This is a genomic window from Cribrihabitans neustonicus (assembly GCF_048820895.1).
GTDB lineage: Bacteria > Pseudomonadota > Alphaproteobacteria > Rhodobacterales > Rhodobacteraceae > Cribrihabitans_A > Cribrihabitans_A neustonicus.
Genome location: NZ_JBMERQ010000014.1, coordinates 48,336 through 68,290, shown reverse-complemented (window position 1 = coordinate 68,290; position 19,955 = coordinate 48,336). Strand labels below are relative to the sequence as shown.

The 19,955-nt window shown below is 64.6% G+C and carries 16 protein-coding genes; 5 read left to right on the top strand and 11 right to left on the bottom strand.

Translation table 11 applies throughout. The annotated features are described in order from the left end of the window. Positions 1–187, top strand: a 187-nt coding sequence (locus tag ACOHWE_RS18280; protein WP_420668165.1) for a hypothetical protein, incomplete at its 5' end; no start/stop codon positions are given. Positions 188–300: 113 nt separating this feature from the next. Continuing rightward, positions 301–813: an AmiS/UreI family transporter gene (locus ACOHWE_RS18275; protein ID WP_420668164.1), complete on the top strand. Its 513-nt coding sequence runs from the start codon at positions 301–303 to the stop codon at positions 811–813. Positions 814–877: 64 nt separating this feature from the next. Here the strand turns inward: ACOHWE_RS18275 and ACOHWE_RS18270 are convergent, their stop codons facing one another. From ACOHWE_RS18270 to puuE, 3 genes are all read right to left on the bottom strand, one after another. Next, complete coding sequence (locus tag ACOHWE_RS18270; RefSeq protein WP_420668163.1) at positions 878–2,314, bottom strand: uracil-xanthine permease family protein; 1,437 nt, start codon at positions 2,312–2,314, stop codon at positions 878–880. An 88-nt stretch (positions 2,315–2,402) separates the two neighbouring features. Continuing rightward, the gene (locus ACOHWE_RS18265; protein WP_420668162.1) at positions 2,403–2,894 is read right to left on the bottom strand and encodes an ureidoglycolate lyase; all 492 of its coding nucleotides are present in this window, start codon (positions 2,892–2,894) and stop codon (positions 2,403–2,405) included. Further along, positions 2,891–4,306 (bottom strand): allantoinase PuuE, encoded by a 1,416-nt coding sequence (gene puuE / locus ACOHWE_RS18260; protein ID WP_420668161.1) that lies wholly within the window; start codon positions 4,304–4,306, stop codon positions 2,891–2,893. Before puuE ends, ACOHWE_RS18265 begins: the two co-directional genes overlap by 4 nt. A 147-nt stretch (positions 4,307–4,453) precedes the next feature. Here puuE and uraH point away from each other — a divergent pair, with 147 nt between their 5' ends. Then, on the top strand, positions 4,454–4,810 hold the full coding sequence (uraH, locus tag ACOHWE_RS18255; protein ID WP_420668160.1) for a hydroxyisourate hydrolase: 357 nt from the start codon (positions 4,454–4,456) through the stop codon (positions 4,808–4,810). A gap of 290 nt (positions 4,811–5,100) precedes the next feature. Here uraH and ACOHWE_RS18250 read toward each other — a convergent pair whose 3' ends face one another. Then, positions 5,101–6,009 carry a LysR family transcriptional regulator gene (locus tag ACOHWE_RS18250; protein ID WP_420668159.1) on the bottom strand — a complete coding sequence of 303 codons (909 nt, stop codon included), beginning with the start codon at positions 6,007–6,009 and terminating at the stop codon, positions 5,101–5,103. Positions 6,010–6,114: 105 nt separating this feature from the next. On the opposite strand from ACOHWE_RS18250, the gene ACOHWE_RS18245 reads away from it, so the two are divergent. After that, complete coding sequence (locus tag ACOHWE_RS18245) at positions 6,115–7,374, top strand: urate hydroxylase PuuD (protein WP_420668158.1); 1,260 nt, start codon at positions 6,115–6,117, stop codon at positions 7,372–7,374. 696 nt (positions 7,375–8,070) lie between these two features. Here ACOHWE_RS18245 and guaD read toward each other — a convergent pair. The 5 genes from guaD to xdhA all read right to left on the bottom strand — a co-directional run bounded on the left by guaD (position 8,071) and on the right by xdhA (position 15,757). After that, on the bottom strand, positions 8,071–9,375 hold the full coding sequence (gene guaD / locus ACOHWE_RS18240) for a guanine deaminase (protein ID WP_420668157.1): 1,305 nt from the start codon (positions 9,373–9,375) through the stop codon (positions 8,071–8,073). Positions 9,376–9,442: 67 nt separating this feature from the next. Then, positions 9,443–11,035 (bottom strand): xanthine/uracil/vitamin C permease, encoded by a 1,593-nt coding sequence (locus ACOHWE_RS18235; RefSeq protein WP_420668156.1) that lies wholly within the window; start codon positions 11,033–11,035, stop codon positions 9,443–9,445. 30 nt (positions 11,036–11,065) lie between these two features. Beyond that, a complete protein-coding gene (xdhC, locus tag ACOHWE_RS18230) occupies positions 11,066–11,959 on the bottom strand; it encodes a xanthine dehydrogenase accessory protein XdhC (RefSeq protein ID WP_420668155.1) in 894 nt (297 codons plus the stop codon). Between the two features lie 3 nt (positions 11,960–11,962). After that, a complete protein-coding gene (xdhB, locus tag ACOHWE_RS18225; protein WP_420668154.1) occupies positions 11,963–14,281 on the bottom strand; it encodes a xanthine dehydrogenase molybdopterin binding subunit in 2,319 nt (772 codons plus the stop codon). A gap of 12 nt (positions 14,282–14,293) precedes the next feature. Next, a complete protein-coding gene (gene xdhA, locus ACOHWE_RS18220) occupies positions 14,294–15,757 on the bottom strand; it encodes a xanthine dehydrogenase small subunit (RefSeq protein ID WP_420668153.1) in 1,464 nt (487 codons plus the stop codon). 228 nt (positions 15,758–15,985) lie between these two features. Here xdhA and ACOHWE_RS18215 point away from each other — a divergent pair, with 228 nt between their 5' ends. Then, positions 15,986–16,903, top strand: a complete 918-nt coding sequence (locus ACOHWE_RS18215) for a LysR family transcriptional regulator (RefSeq protein WP_420668152.1) — start codon at positions 15,986–15,988, stop codon at positions 16,901–16,903. Between the two features lie 18 nt (positions 16,904–16,921). On the opposite strand, the gene cueR is transcribed toward ACOHWE_RS18215, so the two are convergent. Together cueR and ACOHWE_RS18205 are read right to left on the bottom strand one after the other, a co-directional pair. Further along, positions 16,922–17,323 (bottom strand): Cu(I)-responsive transcriptional regulator, encoded by a 402-nt coding sequence (gene cueR, locus ACOHWE_RS18210; RefSeq protein WP_420668151.1) that lies wholly within the window; start codon positions 17,321–17,323, stop codon positions 16,922–16,924. A gap of 21 nt (positions 17,324–17,344) precedes the next feature. Further along, positions 17,345–19,861 carry a heavy metal translocating P-type ATPase gene (locus ACOHWE_RS18205; RefSeq protein WP_420668150.1) on the bottom strand — a complete coding sequence of 839 codons (2,517 nt, stop codon included), beginning with the start codon at positions 19,859–19,861 and terminating at the stop codon, positions 17,345–17,347. Positions 19,862–19,955 lie beyond the last annotated feature (94 nt).

Sequence of the window (19,955 nt, the reverse complement as noted above, 5' to 3'; positions counted from 1 at the left end):
TTATGCCAATGCCGAGGCAGCGGGCACCGCGCGCCATCTGCTGAAATCCATCGGCGGCGGGCTGGAGGTCGGACCGGTGCTGATGGGCATGGGCAACCGGGTGCATATCGTGACGCCTTCGGTCACTGTGCGGGGTTTGTTGAACACCGCTGCTCTGGCGGGCTCCGCGGTGTCAAGCTACGGCTGACCGAAGCCGGCCCGGGCGGGCCGCGTTTGCCGCAACAAGCGGTCTGGACGGGAGAGGGGGCTATGGCCCGCCTCTCCCTTCTTCTTCTCCATTTCGCAACAAGGATATCTGCGATGTTTCTAGGGTTGAGCCTCCTGGTGGTGGGGGTCGTATTGTGCCTGAATGGCATTTGGCTGCTAGGCCGGGTGCAGGACCGGGAGATCATTCTGATCAACGCGGTCGCGGCGCTGGTGTTCTTTGCCATCGCACTGCGCGATGCCGTGGCCGCCACTGCTGCGGCCGACCTGCTGGGCAGCGCCATGACCCTGCTGTTCGGCACCACCTACCTGTGGGTGGCGTATAACCGGCTCACCGGAGCCGGGGGTGAGGGTCTGGGCTGGTTCTGCGGTCTGGTCGCGCTGTCGGCAGCGCCCATGGCCTGGCGCGCACTGGCAGGGGCCGAAGCGCCGCTTGATTTCTGGCTGGTCTTCTGCTGGGCGGCATGGGCTGGATTGTGGTTTCTCTATTTCCTTGATCTCGCCCTGAAGACCGGCAGCCGGCGCATGACCGCCACCGCAACGCTGCTCTGCGGGGTTTCCACCGGCTGGCTGCCCGGACTTCTGGTGCTGCACGGGGTCCTGGCCTGATCCTGCACGGTAAAAGCCGCCCCCTGGATGGGGGCGGCTTTCTCTCTACATATCGTGCCGGTGCTTAGCCGCGGTTTTCCTCAGCCAGCAAGCCGCGGCCATGGCCGCTCAGCCCGCCGGAGACTTCCTCGGTCGCCTCGTCGGCCAGCTCCTCGGGCAGGGCGAGGTTCAGCACGATGGCGATCAGCGCCGCGGGGAGAAGACCGCTGGTCAGCAGGATACGCGCGGTTTCCGGCATGTGCTGCAGCGCGCCGGGCTCCAGCTGCAGGCCGAGACCGATGGACAGGGCAATCGCGAAGATCACCATGTTGCGCCGGTTCCAGTCCACGTCCGAAAGCATCGACACGCCGGCCGCAACCACCATGCCGAACATCACGATGACGCCGCCGCCCAGCACCTCGATCGGCACCGTGCGGATCACCGCGCCCACCTTGGGCACCAGGCCGCAGACGATCAGGAAGATCGCACCACAGGTGACCACGTGGCGGCTCATCACGCCGGTCATTGCGATCAGGCCGACATTCTGGCTGAAAGAGGTGTTGGGGAAGGCGCCGAAGAAGCCCGCAAGGGCAGTGCCTGCACCATCGGCAAAAGTCGCGCCCGCGATCTCCTCCTCAGTGGCTTCCCGGCCCGCGCCGCCCTTGGTTACGCCGGAGACGTCGCCCACCGTTTCCACCGCGGAGACAAAGCTCATCAGGCAGAAGCCGATGATGGCGGCGGCGGAAAACTCGAAGCCGTACTTGAAGGGCTGCGGCAGGGCAAAGGCGGCCGCCCCGGACCAGGAGCCGGAAATCGCCTCGAACGTCAGCATGCCGGTCATCAGGGCGTAGATGTAGCCCGCGATCAGCCCCAGAAGCACGGCGGAAACCGACAGCATGCCCCTTGTGAAGAACTTGAGCCCGAGGGTGATCACGATCACTACCAGCGCCGCGGACCAGTTCAGGGCGGAGCCGTATTCCGGCGTGCCGATGGCCGGCACGCCGCCCGCAGCGTACTGGATGCCGACCTTGACCAGCGCCAGACCGATCATGGTGACCACAAGGCCAGTGACAAGCGGCGGCAGGGCAAAGCGAATCTTGCCAATCACCCTGCCAAGCATTCCGTGGAACATACCGCCCACGATAACGCCGGTAAACAGGGCCGCCAGCCCATCAACACCTTTGCCCGCAACCAGCGGAATCATGATCGGCAGGAAAGCAAAGGAGGTGCCCTGCACAATCGGCAGGGCCGAGCCGACGGGGCCGAGGGTGATGGTCTGCAGCAGCGTGGCGATGCCCGCAAACAGCATCGACATCTGGATCAGGTAGAGCAATTCCGGGAAGTCCGGCGAGTTCGAGCCGAAGCCGAACCCGGCGGCGCCGGCAACGATGATTGCGGGTGTCACGTTCGAGACGAACATCGCCAGCACGTGCTGAATGCCGAGCGGCACCGCCTTGTGCAGGGGAGGGGTGTAGTTCGGGTCGCGCAGCTGCTCTGGCGTCCCAATGGAAGTGTCAGCCATGTCTTCTCCTGTTGGTCATGGGGATCTTACCGCTTCTTTTTTGTGATGGCGGCTTCGGGTTGGTGTTGCCGTTCTGCTCGCCCCGGGCTTAGCCCGCGACGATGGTGTAGGGTTCGGTGAACCAGTGTTCCTGCAGGTTCGGGGTCTCGCCGATCCGGTCGATCACTACGTATTGGCCCGGCGCGCCCAGCGGGCAGAGCACCCCGTGCCAGACGCCGCGGCGCAGGTTGATCGACTGGTGCGGCTTGCTGATGAAGGCCTGGACGTTCACCGGCGTGCCGCCTCCGTCCTCGGCCACCACCACCAGCATCGGCACGCCGGAGACGGGCACGAAGGCCTGGCTGCCCTCCGGGTGGCGTTCCACCATGTCAAGCGTGTGCGGCAGATGCCGGGCCTGGGCGTCGAACAGGCTGATGCCTGCGCGCCCGCCGGGGCCGAAGTCGAGCTTCGCCAGATCGTGATGGCGGCCGCACATGCCTTGGTTGATGATCTTGTCCGGCTTGCCCGACACTTCGATCACCTCGCCGAAGGGAGCGAACCCTTCGGCGGTCAGGGCCTGTGCCGTCAGCAACCGGCTCACGGCAGCACGTCCTGCAGGCGGAACTGGGCGATGCGCTCCACCTGGCGGCAGGCCTCGGCGAACTCAGTGGCGCGGTCGTTGCCGATCCGGCGCTGAAAGGCCGCCATGATCGACGCCTTGTCGTGGTCGCGCACCGCGATGATGAAGGGGAAGCCGTGTTTCTCCACGTACTCGTTGTTGAGCCGCGTGAAAGTCTCGCGTTCCTCGTCGGTCAGCATATCAAGGCCGGCGCTGGCCTGCTCCGAGGTGCTCTCGGCCGTGAGCCGCCCGGCGGCGGCCAGCTTACCGGCAAGATCCGGGTGCGCGGTGAGCACGCCCAGGCGCTCCTCTTCCGAAGCCGTGCGGAAGATCCGGCACAGCGCATTGTGAATGCCCGCGGCGCAGTCATGCGCCGGGCCCAGTTCGAGGTCAAAGGCGCGGTCGGCGATCCAGGGCGAATGCTCGAAGATCGAGCCGTATTTGGCCACGAAGGTCTCCCGGTCCATTTGGCTGGGGCGCTCGCGCTTCTGGGGCGGGTGGGTTTCGGCCCAATGCTCGGCAATGTCGATCCGGCGCGGGCACCAGACGCCCTCGAAACCCTGAATATATTCGATGAAGCGCTTCAGCCCCGCGATCTTGCCCGGACGGCCGATCAGGCGGCAGTGCAGCCCGATGGTCATCATCTTGGGCGCGCCCGCCTCGCCTTCGGCATAAAGCACGTCGAAGGCGTCCTTCAGGTACTGGAAGAACTGCTCGCCGGTGATGTAGCCGGGGGCCGTGGCAAAGCGCATGTCGTTTGCTTCGAGCGTGTAGGGGATGATCAGCTGATCGCGTCCGCCAGTTTCCAGCCAATAGGGCAGGTCGTCGTCGTAGGTGTCGGAAATATAGTCGAAACCGCCCTGCTCGGCGACCAGCCGCACGGTGTTGGCGCTGCAGCGGCCTGTGTACCAGCCGCGCGGAGGCTCGCCCACGACCTCGGTGTGCAGGCGCACTGCTTCGGCAATCGCCGCGCGCTCCTCCTCCTCAGGCATGTCCTTGTGTTCGACCCATTTGAGGCCGTGGCTGGCGATTTCCCAATCGGCGTCCTTCATTGCCTGCACCTGCTCGGGGTTGCGGGCCAGTGCAGTGGCGACGCCGTAGATGGTCAGCGGAATGCCCGCGCCGGTGAACAGCCGGTGCAGCCGCCAGAAGCCGGCGCGGGCGCCGTACTCATAAATCGATTCCATGTTCCAATGGCGCTGGCCTGGCCACTGCGCGGCGCCGGGAATGTCGGAGAGAAAGGCCTCGGAAGCGGCATCGCCATGCAGGATGCAGTTTTCCCCGCCTTCCTCGTAGTTGAGCACAAATTGCACGGCGGTCTTGGCGTCGCCGGGCCATTGCGGGTGCGGTGCCCGGGCTCCGTAGCCTCGCATATCGCGGGTATAGCGCGTCACGTCGGATCTCCTGTCGTTTTGTTACCTATAGGCCAAAATAATTCCGGCAGCTTTCAGTAAATTTTTGAAAGAACTTTTTGACTCTTGCTTGTGTATATGCGCCCGGCAAAGCCTCATACCTAGGCAAACGGACAAAGGAGGCATGACATGGCCGGATTTCTGACCACCCATGTGCTGGACACGGCCCGCGGCTGCCCGGCCGAAGGGCTGAAGATCGATCTCTACCGCATCGAGGGCGGCGAGCGCAGCCACCTGCGCAGCCTGACCACCAATGACGACGGGCGCACTGACGAGCAGATCCTGCCGACGGGCGAATTTGCCACCGGCACCTACGAGCTGGTGTTCCACGCGGGCGGCTACTTGCGCGCGACGGGGCAGGCGGGGGCCGATCCGCTGTTCCTGGACGAGGTGCCGCTCCGTTTCGGCATCAGCGAGGCGGACAGCCACTATCACGTGCCGCTGCTGCTGTCGCCCTTCGGCTACTCGACCTACCGCGGCAGCTGAGCCCGCGGCTCCCTTACCTCTCTCCTCGCCGGGCTATTTTACCGGCGGCTCCCGCCTCAAGAATTTGAGGCGGGTTTTTTTGTCTTGGAGCCCGCGCGGGACAAGGCCGCAGGCCGCCGCGCATAGCCGGCGCGCCCCCACGCGGCGGCGATTTGGCTGAAGCTTGGGGTGCCCTCGAGAGGGTTTACGGACTTAGCAGGGATAAACTGCCAGTCACGGCCGTATGGATCGCCCCCGCGCGCGCCGGTGATGCGCGGCTCACCGTTCGGAGCAGAGGCAGGATTTCGCATTCAGTCCTGCGGCAGCGACGCCTGAATGTGATCCACCATAAAATCCATGAACAGCCGCGCCTTCGGGTCCTGGTGGCGGCGGTGGACATAAAGACAGGCCATCTGGATCGGCACCGGCGGCTCCTGCTCCAGCACTGGCACCAGCCGGCCTGAGGCGAGGTGCTCGGAAATCTCGAACACCGGCTTCAGGATGATGCCGTGGCCGTCGAGCGCCCAGCTGGTCAGCACATCGCCATGGTCGGATTCGAACGGCCCGGAGACCGTCACCCGCTTCACCCCCTCGCCGCTGCGCAGCGGCCATTGGAACTCGGGCGCACCGGGGTAGCGCAGGTTCAGGCAATCATGCGCGCCGGTCTTCAGTTCCTCGCTGCTGGCCGGCATGCCGCGGCGGGCGATGTACTCCGGCGCAGCACACAACACGCGCGGGCAGTCGGCAATCTTGCGGATGCGCAGGTTTGAATCCTCCGGCACGCCGAGGAAGAACGCCGCATCCAACCCCTCCGCCGCCAGGTCCAGCTTGCGGTCCGACAGCCGCAGCCGGATCGAGATCAGCGGATAGGCTTCCTTGAACTTCGGCACCGCCGGCGCAATCAGCCGCTGCCCGACTCCCAAAGGTGCGGCCACGTACAGCGTGCCGCGCGGGGTTTGGGTCACATTGCTGATGTCGGCCTCGGCCTCGTCCACGGCCTCCAGGATCTTTACCGCGCCGCGGTAGAACAGGTTGCCCTGTTCGGTCGGATTGAGCAACCGGGTGGTCCGCTGGAACAGCCGCACGTTAAGGTGTTCTTCCAGCTGGGAAATCCGGGACGACGCCACGGCTGCGGAAATCCGCATGTCGCGCGCCGCGGCGGACATGTTGCCAAGTTCATAGACACGGACAAAGGTGCGGATATTGTCGAGATAGGCCATTCAAGTATTCTTTGTGTTATTTTGAAACAGCTTGGGCTTTTTACCTAATACATGAAAATAGCGGCATGCTCTAGTGTCCTTGCCAAAGCTTATGAGGAGAGAACCATGGAAGAGCTTGTGATCATGTGGGACTGGCTGGGCTTTGCAGTCCGCTGGCTTCACGTCATCACCGCCATTGCCTGGATCGGGTCGTCCTTCTACTTCGTCGCGCTGGACCTTGGCCTGCGGAAAGTTCCGCATCTGCCGGTCGGCGCGCATGGCGAGGAATGGCAGGTCCACGGCGGCGGTTTCTATCACATCCAGAAATACCTGGTGGCGCCGGAGAACATGCCGGACCATCTGGTCTGGTTCAAATGGGAAAGCTACGCAACCTGGCTGTCGGGCGCGGGTCTGCTGATGATCGTCTACTGGGCGGGCGGCGAGCTGTACCTGATCGACTCCAGCAAGGCCGATCTGGCGCTGTGGCAGGGCATCCTGATTTCCGGCGCCTCGCTCAGCATCGGCTGGCTGGTCTATGACTACCTGTGCAAGTCGCCGTTGGGGGAAAAGCCGACCTTCCTGATGGTTCTGCTGTTCATCCTGCTGGTCGCCATGGGCTGGGGTTACAACCAGATCTTCACTGGCCGCGCCGTGATGCTGCACCTGGGCGCATTTACCGCGACCATCATGACGGCAAACGTCTTTTTCATCATCATGCCGAACCAGCGCATCGTGGTGAAAGACCTGCAGGAAGGCCGCACGCCGGATGCGAAATATGGCAAGATCGCCAAGCTGCGTTCGACTCACAACAACTATCTGACGCTGCCGGTTGTGTTCCTGATGCTGTCCAACCACTACCCGCTGGCCTTTGCCACCGAGTACAACTGGCTGATCGCAGCGCTGGTGTTCCTGATGGGGGTGACCATCCGCCATTACTTCAACAGCAACCACGCGGGCACCAGCAACCCGACCTGGACCTGGCCCGTGACCGCCATCCTGTTCATCGGCATTATGATCCTGAGCCAGGCGCCGCTGCAGCAGGACACTTACGAAGAGTCCGAGGCGCGGGAGCTGACCAAATCCGAGCAAGTGTTTGCCAGCAACCAGCATTTCGAGGATGTGATGAATGTGGTGCCGGGCCGTTGTGCCATGTGCCACGCGCGGGAGCCATACTATGACGGCATCCGCCGCGCGCCCAAGAATGTGCTTCTCGAGACTCCTGCGGATGTGGCGAAATACGCCAAGGAGATCTACCTGCAGGCCGGTGCAACTGACGCGATGCCGCCTGCAAATGTCACGCACATGGAGGACGAGGAGCGCGCTCTTATCCGCCGCTGGTACGGCAGCGCTGCACAGGACTTGCCCTTCGCCCTGGCGTCGAACTGAACCCGCGTGGCCTCCAGCCAAGCCAAACCTGCCGGCCTCTCTGGCCGGCAGGTTTTTTTTGCGCAGAAAGCTGCGCGGTAATCAGACTTATGTAATATCTCAAGCGGAACCCCGGCGCCGAACCGGCCGTCGTCACCCTGCTCCCACGGGGATCGGCCAGCCGGTGCTATGTACCGCGGCTTCCACGATGCTCCGGCGGCAGCGCCAGGCAGCATCATCCCTGAAAAATGAGATCTCTATACCCGCTCTGTTCTTTAACCGGATCACGGCACTGCGCGGCGAAACGCGCGCACCGCACCTCTGACCGTGGGCCGCAGAGAGGCGCCGCCGCGGGCAGGCGCGGGGGAATCTCGTTATGATACAGGAATTTGCGGCCGCTTTTCAGGTCCGCTGCATGGCCGGTTATTTGGCAGTACGCCGCCGGTGTTCCAGACCCTGAGAGGCATTTGGCCCGGAGTGAGGCTAAAGTTCCGCTCTCGCGCAACGCCGTAAGACCTGCCTTGCACGGAACAGGACGCCATTGGCAGGCTTGCAAAAATCAGAAAGCGGGGCGCGGTGAGCTCTGCCGTCTCTGCGTGCAGCGTCGAGGCAAATTGGCCTAGCCGCTGCCGAAATGCCGCGGCTAGGCCAGGGGTGCCTCGAACAGGCTGGAAAAGTGAAAAATGCGGCCCGGGACAGCCCGGGCCGCCTGAATGTTCAGCGGGCGGGCTTCATTGCCTCGCCCGCGGCATAGACCTGCGCAACGGAGCGGTCGTCACCCAGGGTCTGCAGCACGAAGAGCTCTTCCGAAAGGGTCTCGGCCCGCCGCATCCTGAGCTCCATCGCCGGGGTCGCGCGGGAATCGAGCACCACGATATCGGCCTCGGTCCCGGCTTCCAGCGTGCCGATCTTGTCTTCCAGCCCCAGCGCCACGGCGTTGCCGCGGGTGATCCAGTGGAAGGCGCGCAGGGGATGCAGCTTCTGGTTCTGCAGCTGCAGGACCTTGTAGCCCTCGTTCAGCGTTTGCAGCATGGAATAGCTGGTGCCGGCACCGATGTCGGTGGCAATCGCGTTGGTGATGCCGCGGCTTCGCAGGCCCGCATCATCGAACAGCCCGCTGCCGAGGAACAGGTTGGAGGTCGGGCAGAACACCGGCTTGGCCCCGGTCTCCGCCAGCGCATCGATCTCGCGCGGCTGCAAGTGGATCGAGTGGCCGAGCAGCATCTTTTCGGTCAGCAGCCCGTAGGACTGGTAGACGTCGAGGTAGTCGCGTGCTTCGGGGTAAAGCTCGGCAGTAAAGGCGATCTCGTCGTGGTTTTCCGACAGATGCGTCTGCACGTAGCACTCGGGGTGTTCCCGCACCAGCGCGCCCGCCATCTCCATCTGCTCGGGCGTCGAGGTGATCGCAAAGCGCGGTGTCACCGCATACATCCCGCGGCCCTTGCCATGATACTTCCCGATCAGCGCCTTGGTGTCGTCATAGCCGCTCTGCGGTGTGTCGGTGAGCCCTTCGGGCGCGTTGCGGTCCATCATGACCTTGCCGCCAATCATCCGCATGTTGCGGCGCGCAGCTTCGGTGAAATAGGCCTCGGCCGAGGTCTTGTGGACCGAGCAATAGGCCACCGCAGTGGTGGTGCCATGGCTGGTCAGCAGGTCAAAGAAATGGCCCGCCATCTCGGCGCTGTGGCTAGGGTCGGCAAAGCGGGTTTCTTCCGGGAAGGTGTAGTTGTTGAGCCACTCCAGCAGCTGCGAGCCCCAGCTTGCGACCACCTGGACCTGCGGGAAATGCAGATGCGTGTCGATGAAGCCCGCCATCAGGATATGCGGGCGGTGGTCGATCACCTGCGCATCTGCGGCCTGTGCGGCCAGATCGCCGTAGCTGCCCTTAGCGAGGATCATGCCGTCTGCCACCAGCAGCGCGCCGTCATCGATGAACTCATAGGCGCCGGTGTCCTCGGCGCCTTGCGGCTCGGCGGTGAAGGAAAGCACCCGGCCGCGCAGCAGCTTCTGTTTCGAAGTCATTGTCGTGATATCCTTGGATTGCGGCCAGGGGACGGGCTTGCGCCCCCTGGCCAGACTTTCGGGATTGTTATTCGCCCGCCGGCAGATGCGGCACCGGAGGCGCAGCCTCTTCCTCAGGTGCTTCCGGCTCCTCGGCCTTGTGGAAGATCGGGTAGATGTAGAGGAAGGCCGCTGCGATCAGGTAGCCCATGGCGACGCCGGTGAACTCCGGCCAATGCAGGCTGGCGGAGTGGATCACCCCAACCAGCGACATGCCCGCAGCAGCCAGCGCAAAGCCACCCGCATTGCGGAAGTTGCCATCGATCACGCTGGCCACAATGGCGCCCCAGATCAGACCGGTCAGGATCGCACCCTGGCTGAGCGCTTGGTGGCCGGTGAAATGCGCGCCCTGCTGCAGCAGCGCGGCTGTCAGCTCCGCGTCACCCAGCGCCAGCATCGCGGTTGCACCGGTCGCCCCCAGCGCACCGGCAAGCGCACCCCATTTCACCATCAGGAAGGCCGAGACATGCGGCATCATTGCAATGGTCACCGCGGCGATGTGGTCGGTCTTCACCGAATGCGCAGTGTTGGTCACGAGGCTCAGGGCCACAAACACCAGCACCGGCGCGGCGGCGGCCACGGGGATCAGGTTGTTGAGGAAGGCCAGCAAGCCAAAGAAAGCGGCAAAGGGGATCACCAGGCCAACGCCGATGATATAGCCCGAACGCGCGCCCATGCGTTTATAGGCCGGATGGCCGATATAGGCGGTGGTCGGGAAGGGCGAGCCGAACAGCGCGCCAAGCATCGTGCCCGCACCATCGGTCACCTGGCAGAGTGCAACCGGGTAGTGGTCGCCAGCGGCCTCGGCGCTCTCGACGTTGTTCATGGTTTCGATGAAGTTGTAGATCTGCACCGGTACCAGAACCAGGAACAGCTCCGGGTTGGCAAAGAGGTGCTGAATGCCTGCGGCGAGGTCACCGAAATAGGGGATCGGCAGATAGACGCCCACGCCCTCGAAGGACACCGATGCCTTGCCCATGCCGAGCGCCACCACGGTGCCGACGATCAGCGCCAGCAAGCCTGCGGGGATGTTGAACGGAAGCCGGTGGCGGCCCACCAGACCCCAGAGAATGATGATCATCGAGGCGAAGCCGATGAAGGGCTCCTCAAAGATCGTCGCCAGCGGCACGGTGCCGATGAACACCAGCGCGATGCCGCAGAGCGTGCCGAGCATGCCGGCCCGCGGCGTTACGCGCTTCAGCCAGGGGCCGACGATGGCGCCCATCCCGGCGACGATGCCGCCCATGAAGCCCGCGCCGATCCCGACCTGCCAGGCAAGCATCGGATCGTTGGTCGCCCAGTAGATCGGCCCGATAACGCCGAACAGGTAGACGAACATCACCGGGGTCGAGATGCCATAGGGCAGCGCGGTCACGTCGCGGCCTTCCTTCTCGGCCACGCGTTTGGCAAGCCAGGTATAGACCGCGATGCCCGCGAGGATCGCCACCGCGGCGCCCGGCACGATGCGGCCAAAGACGATGTCCGCCGGCATGTTGAAGACGAACTGGCAAATCCCCGCCAGCACGATCAGATTAATCAGGTTGTCCGTGAAAAGCGCCCAGAACGCACTGAAGTCATTGCGCGCGAACAGCTTGTAAGTGTAGCTCCGCCCCGAAGTCATGGCGGCCTCCTCCTCTGTGAGGATGCGGTCTTACCGGCCGGAATTCTCCGCCGGCTCTCCCTCCGCACCCGGTTGATTGCCCTCTCCGGGCAGGTCGTTGCCTCCTTCGGAGGCGGTCGCGGCAGTTTCAGAGGTCAAATCAGCAATCACTTCCGCTGCCACGAAGGCTGCGATGACGCTGGGCCGCTTGTCGCGGCTGCCGCTTGCCCCGATGGGGCATATCAGACGGTCCGTTCCCAGACCGCCGCAATGGTCCCGGCACCAGCGGCGGAATTTCTCCCGCTTGGTGGCCGAACCGATCAGGCCGACGTAACCCGCATCACCGCGCTGCAACGCAGCGGAGGCCAGCAGGAAGTCGAGCGCGTGATCATGGGTGAGCACGATAAAGGCGCTGCCCGCAGGGGCATTGGCGATATCGATCTCGGGGATCGCGCTCTGGCGGATTTCCACATCCGCCTGGCATAGGGCCAGTTCTTCGGCGCGCTGGTCGATCAGGATGCAGCGCACCGGCAGGTGCTGGAACAGATCCGCCAGCGCCCGGCCGACGTGGCCGGCGCCCATCACATAGACATGCGGCAGCGCCTGATCCTCGGTCCGGGCCTGGGCTGCCGCTTCGTCGCGGTCCGCCTGACACATCTGCACCAGCGACATTTCCACCCGGCCGCCGCAGCACTGGCCAATTTCCGGCCCCAGCGGCACGTCGAGAGTATCCGCCGCCAAACCCTGCACCAGCATCCGCCGGGCGTGGTCAATGGCGATGTATTCCAGCTGGCCGCCGCCAATGGTGCCCCACAGGCCGTCCGCCGCAACGAACATGCAGGTACCGGCCTCGCGCGGGGAAGACCCCCGCACGCGGGTGAGGCGGACCTGCACCACTTGCTCGTGGCGGCCCAGAAAGTCCTGCAGGGAGGGGCGGCGGGCCATGGCTCAGCCCTGCCCTTTGAGGGTTTCGATCGCCAGCAGCACGCGCTCCGGCGTCGCGGGCGCATCCAGCCGCGGGCAGACCTTGTAGTCTGCGGTGCTGGCCACCGCCATCGACAGCGCTTCGAACACTGAGATGCCGAGCATGAAGGGCGGCTCGCCGACGGCCTTGGAGCGTTTGATGGTGCGTTCCTTGTTCACCGACCATTCCGCCAGATTGACGTTGAAGACGCGCGGCCGGTCGGAGGCCAGCGGGATCTTGTAGGTCGAAGGCGCATGGGTGCGCAGGCGGCCTTCGCCGTCCCACCACAGCTCCTCGGTCGTGAGCCAGCCCATGCCCTGGATGAAGGCGCCCTCGACCTGGCCCTTGTCCAGCACCGGATTCAGCGAGCGGCCCACGTCATGCAGGATGTCGGTGCGCTCGACCCGGTATTCCCCGGTCAGCGTATCGACGGACACTTCCGAGCAGGAGGCGCCATAGGCGTAGTAAAAGAACGGGCGCCCCTTGCCGGCCGCGCGGTCCCAGTGGATCTTGGGCGTCTTGTAGAAGCCCGCCGCAGACAGGTGCACGCGGGCCATGTAGGCCTCTTTCACCAGCCTGTCGAAAGGCACCGCGGTTTCGCCCGCCCAGACGGTATTGGCGCGGAACTCCACCGCATCCTCGGCAACGCCGTATTTCTCCGCCGCGAAGGCGACCAGCCGCGCCTTGATCTGCTCGGCCGCGTCCAGCGCTGCCATGCCGTTCAGATCGGAGCCCGAAGACGCCGCGGTAGCGGAGGTGTTCGGGACCTTTTCGGTCGTGGTCTTGGTGATCTTGATGCGTTCGAAATCCACCTGGAAGGCATCGGCCACCACCTGCGCCACCTTGGTGTTGAGGCCCTGCCCCATCTCGGTGCCGCCGTGGTTCAGGTGGATCGAACCGTCGTTGTAGACATGAATCAGCGACCCCGCCTGGTTGTACCAGGTCGCGGTGAAGGAGATGCCGAATTTCACCGGGGTGAGCGCGATGCCCTTCTTGATGATCTTCGACTGCTTGTTGAAGGCGATGATCTCTTCCCGGCGCTTGCGGTACTCGGCGCTGTCCTCCAGCTCACCGATCAGCCGGTCGAGGATATTGTCCTCCACCTTCTGATGGTAAGGCGTGAGGTCCCGGCCTTCCTCGCCATAGAAGTTGGCCTTGCGCACATCCAGCGGGTCCTTGCCAAGCGCGTAGGCGATCTCCTCGATCATCCGCTCCGCCGCGACCACACCCTGCGGGCCGCCAAACCCGCGGAAGGCGGTGTTGGAGACGGTGTTGGTCTTCATCGGGTGGCTTTCAAGCCGCACATGCGGGTAGAAATAGGCGTTATCCGCATGGAACAGCGCGCGGTCCGTGACCGGCCCCGACAGGTCCGAGGAATAGCCGCAGCGCGCGGCAAAGGCGCTCTCGACCGCCTGGATGCGGCCGGTGCCGTCGAAAGCGACGTCATAGTCCACCACGAAGTCGTGGCGCTTGCCGGTGGCAGTCATGTCCTGGTCGCGGTCCGGGCGGATCTTCACCGCGCGGTTTAGCTTCTTCGCGGCAATCGCAGCCACGGCGCAGAACAGGTTCATCTGGCTTTCCTTGCCGCCAAAGCCGCCGCCCATGCGGCGCACGTTGACCGTAACGGCGTTGTTAGCCACGCCCAGGACATGCGCCACCATATGCTGCGCCTCGCTAGGGTGCTGGGTGGAGCAATGCACCGTCACATCCTCGTCCTCGCCCGGGATGGCAAAGGCGATGTGGCCTTCCAGATACATGTGGTCCTGGCCGCCGATGGTGATCCGGCCCTTCAGCCGGTGCTCGGCCGCAGCCTGGCCCTCGGCCACGTTGCCGCGCTCCAATTTCAGAGGGTCGGTGATATGCGGGTAGCCTGCTTCCTGCGCCTCGATCGGGCCGAGCGCGTGGGGAAGCACCTCGTATTCGATATTGGCAAGCTCTGCCGCACGGCGCGCCGCGTCGCGGGTCTCGGCTACCACGGCAAACACCGGCTGGCCGTGGAACTCCACTTTCTCGGTAGGGAAAACCGGCTCATCATTTTTGCCGGTGGGACTGATGTCGTTAACGCCCGGCACGTCATCGGCGGTCAGCACGTCGACCACCCCAGATGCTGCACGCACCGCGGAAAGGTCCATGCTGATGATCCGCCCATGCGCCACGGTCGACACACCCAGGTAGGCGTGCAGCGTGCCCTGCGGCTCGGCGATGTCGTCGGTGTATTCGGCGCGGCCAGTCACATGCTTAATCGCGCTGTCGTGCTGGCGGTCCAGATGTACGGCGCCGCTGATGGTCTGATGGTCTTTCATCTGATCGTTCCCTTACGCGATGGCCAGCCGGACCGGCCCGGCGGCGGTGCCGCCATGTTCCAGACAGAAGCGGCGCAGCAGGTTCCTGGCGGCCAGCATCCGGTACTCCGCCGAGGCGCGCCAATCGGTGAGCGGGCGGAAGTCGCGGGACATGGCCTCGGCCGCCGCGTCGAATGCCGCGTCGCTCCAAGTTTGGCCGATGAGCGCCGCCTCGGCCGCCGTGGCGCGTTTCGGCGTCGCCGCCATGCCGCCGAAGGCGATGCGGGCGCCTGTTATCACACCATCAGCCACGGTCACGCTGATGCCCGCAGCAACCGAGGAAATATCCTCGTCCCGGCGCTTGGAGATTTTGTAGGCGGCGTCGATCTGCCCTTCCTTGCGGCGCGGGATGCGGATCGAGGCGACGAAATCGCCGGGTTCGCGGTCTTGCTTGCCGTAGTCGATGAAAAACTTTTCCAGCGGCAGGGTACGGCTGCCGCCCTGTTTCTGCAGGGTCACCTCGGCGCCCAAAGCGATCAGCACCGGCGGCGTGTCCCCAATGGGCGAGCCGTTGGCGATATTGCCGCCGATGGTGCCCATGTTGCGCACCTGCCAGCCTGCAATGCGGTCCCAGAATTCGCGCAGATGCGGAAAGGCCTCTCGGATCGCTGCTTCGCTCTCGGTATAGGTCACGCCAGCGCCGATGGTCAGCGCATCGTCCGTCAGCTCGACGTCCTTCAGCTCTTCCAGATGGGTGACAAACACCACCGGAGAGATCGGGCGCATGAATTTGGTGACCCACAGGCCCACATCGGTGGAGCCCGCCACGATCGTCGCTTCGGGGTTCTCCGCCAGCACCCGGGCCAGATCGGCCACGTCCTTGGGAAGGATCGCTCGGTCGTCCTCCGGGCCGGTCACTACTCGGGCCGCGGGCTGCAGCGCCTCCAGCCGCGCGGTGAGCGCCGCCCGCTCGGTGTTCAGGTAGTCATTGGCTGGGGTGCCGTATTCATTCACCGCCAGCGCCGCCCGTACGATCGGGGCATAGCCGGTGCAGCGGCAAAGGTTCCCCTGCACGGCGGTCTCCACCTCGGCCTCAGTAGGCTGCGGCTTCTCCATCCACAGCGCGTAGAGCGACATCACGAAGCCCGGCGTGCAGAAGCCGCACTGGCTGCCGTGATATTCGACCATTGCCTGCTGCACCGGGTGCAGCCGCCCGCTCGGGCCCGAGAGGTGCTCAATCGTGACAACGTGGCAGCCGTTCAGTGACGCCAGGAAGCGGATGCAGGCGTTCACTGCCTCATAGCGCAAGCCACCCTGATGCAACCGTCCGACCAGAACCGTACAGGCGCCGCAATCGCCCTCGGCGCAGCCTTCCTTGGTGCCGGTCAGGCGCTTGTCGAGCCGCAGGTAATCCAGCAATGTTTGGGTGGCAGGCACGTCGCGCACCGTGACCTCCTGCCCGTTCAGCAGAAAGCGAATGTCGTTTTGGTGTTCCATCTGGCCTCCAAGTAGTCGCTGGACAGCAACTTTATCTGTTGCGGTGTTTTTACCCTGTCTGACTGCCACGATTAATGGCTGCATTCGCGAAATGCTTTCAACACCGTGTTGAAAATGGATAAGCTAGAAAGTGCCTAACCGGCGCAAGGCTGGGGCGGAATCGCCTGCAAAGCCCTTGCGTCCGGGCCTCCGCCGCACCTCCGCCGGGCAGCTAAAGGACCGTTAACCATGTCATATCTGGAGTCGCTCAGGGTTTTCACCCGGGTTGTCGAGCTGGGCAGCATCACCTCGGGCGGGCGCGACCTGCGGCTGACGCCGGCGGTTGCCAGCAAGCGCATCAAGGAGCTTGAGAAGCACTTGGGCGTGCGACTGTTCAACCGCACCACCCGCTCGCTGACGCCGACCGAGGTGGGAAAACTGTTCTATGCCGAGGCCAAGAAGGTGCTCGAATCGATCGAGGACGCCGAATCGGTGGTGGCGCATTTCTCCGAAGCGCCGCGCGGCGTGATCCGGGTCACAGCGCCGCTGGGCGTCGGACGCCGTATCATCGCCCCGCTGGTGCCTGGCTTTGTCGAGGACTACCCCGCCACCGAAATCCGCATGCGGATGTCGGACCGCAAGGTGGACATACTGGCCGACGGGCTGGACGTGGCTTTCTTTATCGGGGTGCCGCATGATTCAAACCTGAAGATGCGCAAGATCTCCGATTGCGCCCGCGTGCTTTGTGCAGCGCCCAGCTATCTGGAGCGCTGCGGCACGCCGCAGGTGCCAGAGGATCTGATCGGACGCCACAACTGCCTGCTGCTGCGTTATCCGCGGTCGCCGGAGTATTTCTGGATGCTGGAAACCGCAGACGGGCCGCGCAAGTTTGAGGTTTCGGGCAAGTATGATGCCGATGACAGCGACGTTCTGACGGCCTGGGCGCTGGACGGGCGCGGCATTGTCAACAAGCCGCGCTTCGACGTTGCCGCGCATCTGCGCGATGGGAGTCTGGTCGAGGTGCTGCCTCAGACGCCGCCGGTTTCCACCGTTTTCGGCTGCCTCTATCCGCACCGAAAGCTGCAGGATCCAAAGATCCGACTGTTCGTGGACTATGCGGTGAAACACGGGCTGGCAGCGTTCCGCCGCAGCGAGGCGGGCGGCTGAAGACCGCCCGCGCCCCGGTCAGCTGCTCAAGCGCGGCGACACTGTGAGTATCTCCAGGATCGGGCAATCGGGCCGCTCGTCGCCTGCGCATTTCTCAACCAGAGAGGCCAGCGTCGCGCGCATTTCCTTGAGCCCTGCGATCTTGGCGTCGATCTCCTCCAGTGTCTGCTCCGCCACCTGCTTCACATCGGCACTGGCACGGGTCTTGTCGTCGTAAAGTGCCAGCAGGTGGCGGCAGTCCTCGATGGAAAAGCCGAGCGACCGTGCACGGCCGATGAAGACCAGCCGGTGCAGCTCCTTCTCGTCGAAGGCCCGGTAGCCGTTAGTGCCGCGGCGGGGCCGGATGAAACCGATGTCCTCGTAGTAGCGGATGGTCTTGGCCGGCAGCCCGGACCGTTTGGACACGTCACCAATATTCATTGCTCTCTCCTTTCCTGCGGCTTATTCAGCGGGGCTTGGGCGCAAGCCCGCCTGGCGGGCCGCATTCTCCGTCTCGGGCCGGGCCAAGACAGGACGCATCCAGCGCAGCCGCAGTGCGTTGCTCAGGACGAAAACGCTGGAAAGCGCCATCGCGCCTGCGGCCAGTACCGGCGACAGCAGCTGTCCGCCAAAGGGGTAGAGCGCGCCGGCCGCGACCGGGATCAGCAAAACATTGTAGCCGAAGGCCCAGAACAGGTTCTCCCGGATGTTGCGCATGCTGCGCTGGCTGACGTGGATGGCGTTGACCACGCCGCTCAACTCGCCCGACATCAGCACCACATCCGCGGTCTCGATCGCCACATCTGTGCCGGTTCCGATGGCAATCCCCACGTCCGCGGCCGCGAGCGCGGGCGCGTCGTTGATGCCGTCTCCGACAAAGGCCAATTTGCCGCCGCCGGCGCGAAGTTCCTCCAGCGCGGCGACCTTGCCCTCGGGCAGCACCTCGGCCACCACGTGGTCGATGCCCAGCTTGTCGGCAATGGCGCGGGCCGTCGCGGCGTTGTCGCCGGTGATCATCGCGACCTTCAACCCCAGATCGTGCAGCGCCTTGATCGCGCCCGGCGTCGCGGGTTTAACCGGATCGGCAACGGCGATAACCGCGGCAACCGTGCCATCAATGGCCGCATAAAGCGGCGTCCGCCCCTGTCCGGCCAAGCTGGCACCCTGCTCTGCCAGCCTGCCAAGCTCGATACCTTCGCGTGCCATCAGCCTGTCGGCGCCAACCAGCAGCCTCCTGCCTTCCACAGTAGCCCGTACCCCGTATCCGGTAATCGAGTCGAAATCCTCCACCTCGGGCAAATCGATCCCGCGGCTCCCGGCGGCTTCCACGATGGCGCGGGCAATAGGGTGCTCCGAGCGGCTCTCCACCGCCGCAACCACGCGCAGCACCTCCTCTTCGGAGCGGTCCGCCGCGGCGATGAGATCGGTCAGGGCAGGCTTGCCCGCGGTCAGCGTCCCGGTCTTGTCAAAAGCCACCACGGCGCTTTCCTGAAGCTGCTGCAGCGCATCGCCCTTGCGGAAGAGCACACCCATCTCCGCCGCGCGGCCAGTGCCCACCATGATCGAGGTCGGCGTGGCCAGGCCCATTGCGCACGGACAAGCGATGATCAGCACCGCCACCCCGGCAATCAGCGCAAGGCTCAGCGCCGGCTCCGGCCCGAACAGCACCCAAAGCAGCACCGTCAGCGCCGCAACCGCCATAACCGCGGGCACGAACCAGGCGGTAATGCGGTCCACCAGAGACTGAATTGGCAGCTTCGCGCCCTGAGCCTCCTCGACCATGCGGATGATCTGCGCGAGCATCGTGTCGCTGCCCACCTTCTCGGCCCGTACTATAAGCGCGCCGGTGCCGTTGACGGTTGCGCCAACCACCTGCGCTCCTTCGCTTTTCTGCACCGGCACCGGTTCGCCGGTGATCATGCTCTCATCCACGTAGGAGCCGCCGCTCAGCACCACGCCGTCAGTGGCGATCTTCTCGCCCGGGCGGACATGGATGATGTCGCCCGCCACGATTTCATCGACCGGGCGATCCTGAATCTGTCCGTCCCGCTCCACCCGGGCGGTCTTGGCACGCAGCCCGGCCAGCTTGCGAATCGCCGCGCCGGTGCGGCCCTTGGCACGGGCCTCCAGCATCCGGCCCAGCAGGATCAGCACAACGATAACGGCCGCGGCCTCGAAATAGACGTTGGCCGTGCCTTCGGGCAGCACGCCCGGCGCGAAGGTCGAGACCAGCGAAAAGCCATAGGCCGCCGATGTGCCAAGCGCTACCAGCGAGTTCATGTCCGGCGCCCCCTTAAAAAGCGCCGGGAAGCCGCGGGTGTAGAACTGCAACCCGGGGCCAAAGAGGACCAGCGACGTCAGCAGGAATTGCAGGATATGACTCGTCTGCGTGCCGATTGTCTGCGCCACCAGCATATGCATGCCCGGAATCACGTGGCTGCCCATTTCAAGCACAAAGACCGGAAGCGCCAGAACCGCCGCGACCAGCGTGCGCCGGGCGAGCTCGCGCGTCTCCTCCGCCTTGCGGTCCGCCGCAGCACCCGGGGCTGCCGTCTCCGACCTGACCTCAGCCGGATAGCCCGCCTCGGTCGCCAGCGCAGCGATCTCCTGCGGGGTGGCAAGGCCCGCGGCGTAGCGCACGGTGGCGCTCTCATCCGCGAGGTTCACCGAAGCTTCCAGGACCCCGGCGCCCGCTGCCAGCGCGCGCTCGACCCGGCCCACGCAAGAAGCGCAGCTCATGTTGCGGATCTCCAGTTTCACGCTGGCATCCGCAACCGGATATCCGGCCTCCGCGAGAACGGCAGCAAGCTGCGCCGCCGTAGCCGCGCCATCGTGGCTCACCTGCACGGTTTCACCCGCCAGATTGACCGCCGCTTCGCGCACCTCCGGCACAGCCTTGAGCGCCCGCTCCACGCGACCCGCACATGAGGCGCAGCTCATACCCCCGACCTGAAACCGGAGAGTCCCATTTTCTGCCATGACATCACCCTTGTCTGAACCTGAGTCGGATATAGGGCTTCCAGTGACTGGAAGGTCAACGGGCTTCAACCCCTCCCGCGAAAAAACATGGCCC

Bases quoted from the DNA above. Each gene is read 5' to 3' on its own strand.
- guaD (WP_420668157.1), bottom strand. From the start codon at position 9,375: ATGACTTCGAAACAGAAGCTGCTGCGCGGCCGGGTGCTTTCCTTCACC.
- cueR (WP_420668151.1), bottom strand. From the start codon at position 17,323: ATGAATATTGGTGACGTGTCCAAACGGTCCGGGCTGCCGGCCAAGACC.
- xdhC (WP_420668155.1), bottom strand. From the start codon at position 11,959: ATGGCCCGCCGCCCCTCCCTGCAGGACTTTCTGGGCCGCCACGAGCAA.
- ACOHWE_RS18215 (WP_420668152.1), top strand. From the start codon at position 15,986: ATGTCATATCTGGAGTCGCTCAGGGTTTTCACCCGGGTTGTCGAGCTG.
- ACOHWE_RS18250 (WP_420668159.1), bottom strand. From the start codon at position 6,009: ATGGCCTATCTCGACAATATCCGCACCTTTGTCCGTGTCTATGAACTT.
- uraH (WP_420668160.1), top strand. From the start codon at position 4,454: ATGGCCGGATTTCTGACCACCCATGTGCTGGACACGGCCCGCGGCTGC.
- ACOHWE_RS18235 (WP_420668156.1), bottom strand. From the start codon at position 11,035: ATGACTTCGGGGCGGAGCTACACTTACAAGCTGTTCGCGCGCAATGAC.
- xdhB (WP_420668154.1), bottom strand. From the start codon at position 14,281: ATGAAAGACCATCAGACCATCAGCGGCGCCGTACATCTGGACCGCCAG.
- ACOHWE_RS18275 (WP_420668164.1), top strand. From the start codon at position 301: ATGTTTCTAGGGTTGAGCCTCCTGGTGGTGGGGGTCGTATTGTGCCTG.
- ACOHWE_RS18270 (WP_420668163.1), bottom strand. From the start codon at position 2,314: ATGGCTGACACTTCCATTGGGACGCCAGAGCAGCTGCGCGACCCGAAC.
- xdhA (WP_420668153.1), bottom strand. From the start codon at position 15,757: ATGGAACACCAAAACGACATTCGCTTTCTGCTGAACGGGCAGGAGGTC.
- ACOHWE_RS18245 (WP_420668158.1), top strand. From the start codon at position 6,115: ATGGAAGAGCTTGTGATCATGTGGGACTGGCTGGGCTTTGCAGTCCGC.
- ACOHWE_RS18205 (WP_420668150.1), bottom strand. From the start codon at position 19,861: ATGGCAGAAAATGGGACTCTCCGGTTTCAGGTCGGGGGTATGAGCTGC.